This is a genomic window from Protofrankia sp. Cr1 (assembly GCF_963555865.1).
Lineage (GTDB): Bacteria > Actinomycetota > Actinomycetes > Frankiales > Frankiaceae > Protofrankia.
Genome location: NZ_CAUVXO010000436.1, coordinates 1 through 2,507, shown reverse-complemented (window position 1 = coordinate 2,507; position 2,507 = coordinate 1). Strand labels below are relative to the sequence as shown.

The 2,507-nt window shown below is 66.3% G+C and carries 3 protein-coding genes; 2 read left to right on the top strand and 1 reads right to left on the bottom strand.

The features are described from left to right. On the bottom strand, nt 1–305 hold a 305-nt coding region (locus U9980_RS23110; RefSeq protein ID WP_322769869.1), incomplete at its 3' end, for a hypothetical protein. Nucleotides 306–704: 399 nt separating this feature from the next. On the opposite strand from U9980_RS23110, the gene U9980_RS23105 reads away from it, so the two are divergent. After that, on the top strand, nt 705–1,001 hold the full coding sequence (locus tag U9980_RS23105) for a hypothetical protein (RefSeq protein ID WP_322769868.1): 297 nt from the start codon (nt 705–707) through the stop codon (nt 999–1,001). 24 nt (nt 1,002–1,025) lie between these two features. Continuing rightward, a complete protein-coding gene (locus U9980_RS23100) occupies nt 1,026–2,402 on the top strand; it encodes a hypothetical protein (protein WP_322769867.1) in 1,377 nt (458 codons plus the stop codon). Nucleotides 2,403–2,507 lie beyond the last annotated feature (105 nt).

Genomic DNA, 2,507 nt, shown 5'->3' with positions numbered 1-2,507 from the left:
AGAGTAGGCATGTTCGAACCCTCGTCAGACAGCTGGCGGAGGTTCGCTGCTTCCTCGGGTGACCGACCCTTGGATCGCTCGCTGGCCTGCCAGTGGGTGCTGTTCGCCAGTGCTGTCATGGGGTTGCCGAAGGCAGCCTCATGATCGTCGGCACTAGTCTCCGGATCAGTGACCGCTGCCGGTTGCTCGGGTATGAGCAGCCGGGCGAATGGTTCGGTCAGGTCGGCGCCGTCCACCTGGTTGCGGATCACCCAGAAGTGGGTGAACACGGCCTGGTTGAGGGCTCGGCGGTCTTCCGCGGTCAACGCCTGACCCCGCACCCAAGTCTCCCATCAGTGAGCCACAAGATTTATCACATGTGGCGCACTGACTCCTTGAGGCCGCCTCTCCACTGGGCGCTCTCAGTGACGACCTGAAAGCCCCTCCTGTTGCCGCCGTCATCCCGCCAGCAGGCATCACGGTCGCCAGTTCGTCCACCACGGCCCCTCGTTCGCTCCCCCCCAGCGACCCGCCAAGCACCGTGCCGATGCCTGCGTCAGCCTCGGATCCGTAATGTCAGTAAGTGGATACCACTTGTGCATCGAGGATGAATCCTGTCAAACTCGGGCACGGGTACGCTGCTGAGTCCTGCTCCAGGAGCTGTAGGTGACTGTCGTTCGTGCCAGCCGGCCGTTTATCGACATCGGGTGACAGTAGGGGGACAAGTGGATTTGCTAGCCGGCTACGACGGCGTCTCCGCGGCATCCCGAAGCGTCCTCAACCAGCGGGAGGTTTTCATCGGTGTCCGTACCAGGATCGGTGCGGTTGGGGAAGCAGCGAGTGTCAGCGTCGGTCACCCGGAGGTGAGTGCCGGTGTCGACGCGTTTGTGGCAGGCTGGACGGGGGCGTTGGCGGCGCTTGGGGCTGCCTCGGAATTGCTCGGCGGACAGATCGAGTCGGTGGTGAAGACCCTGGGGTCGGTGGACGCGGGTCTGGGTCAGGCCGTGTCAGGGCTCGGGTAGGCGCGGGTGGTAGTGGATGCGCCGGTGTTGGCTCGGCCGGCGGGTAGCCCGGAGGAGATCGAGGTGACGGCCGGTGGTTGGCGGCAGGCCGCCACGGCGCTGGGTACGACAGCTGATGAGCTGCGCCGCGAGCCGGAGCGTTATGCCATGGTTTGGCAGGGTTTATCGGCCGGTGCGGCGGCGTCGTCACTGGGGAGTATCGCGACTATCGCGAATGAGGTTGCCGATGCGCTGATGGCCGGGGCGAACGCCTTGACGACCTGGGCCGGGGCCTTGCGGGCGGCGCAGGGCACCGTCGGTGTCCAGCAGGGGCTGGCGGATGACGCTTACGAGCGGTATCTGCGTGCGGTGGCTTCGGCGTCGACCGCGTCGACCGCGTCGACCGCGTCGAGCGGGGTGATGGCCGTGAGTCTGGCGTCGACGTCCGGCGGTACGCCACAGTCGAGTGCGCAGGCGGATTTGGAAGCCGAGCTTGCCTCCACTCGTCGGGTGGCGGCTGCTGCCTGTGATCTGGATGCGGAGGCGGCCCGGTGCCGGCGGGCGTTGGAAGACGGTTTCCGGTCCGGTCGCCTGCCGCCGTACCGTGCGCACGAGTCGCTCGATGATTACACCCAGTCGGTTATCACCTTCTGGGCTACGAAGATTCCGGCGCTGTCGGAGGAGCCGGACACGGTGGCCTCGGTGGTCTGGGGCATCATGACCGCCGGCCAGGCGGCCTTCATCGGCTCCGTCACTGTGGCAAAGGCGGCGGCCCTATGGGGCCATGCCGCCAACGAGCTTCCGCTGTGGGCGGTGCGTTATCCCTTCGCTCCCCGGATGGGCCTAGACCGGTGGGGCAGCCCGCTGCTGCGGGCGGCAGTCGGTGAAGAAAGCCAATTTGGATCCTTGCTGATCGGTAGCCGTCCCGACCGTACGCGGAGTCTGTGGGCGATCCAGCAGGACGCCCTCGACGTCTACCACTCCACCGCGGCGACGGATGGTTGGGAGGCGGGGGCGCGGGCCGGGGCGGTGCGGTCGCTGACCGGTGGTGGGATCTGGCGTTATGGCGGTGCGGCTGGGGGAGTAACCGCGACCGGCATGTCGGTCCTCAACGTGGCCTCGCAGGGTAATCCGATCGACGCCTACCGGGCCAATGGTGCCGGCTATGTGGCTGATCTGGCCGAGACCGGGTTCAATGCGAGCTTCACGGCGATGATGGTGTGCCCGAACCCGGTGACCGTGGGTGCGACGGTGGTGACCGGGGTGGCTTGGGCGGGGCTGCAGGCTTACGACCACTGGGACGACATCACCGGAGCGGTATCGCATGCTCCAGATCTTGCTGGTAAGGCGATTGACGCGGGCGCGACAGCTGTGGCCCACAGCGCGCGCAAGGTCGGGTCCTGGCTCAACCCTTTTGACTGATCTGCTATATATGTCCACAATCGGCTACGTAGTGCATCAGGCAGTGCATCAGGGTGTGTGCCCCAACCGCCGACCGCAGGGAGATCCCAGGACGATGACCACCAC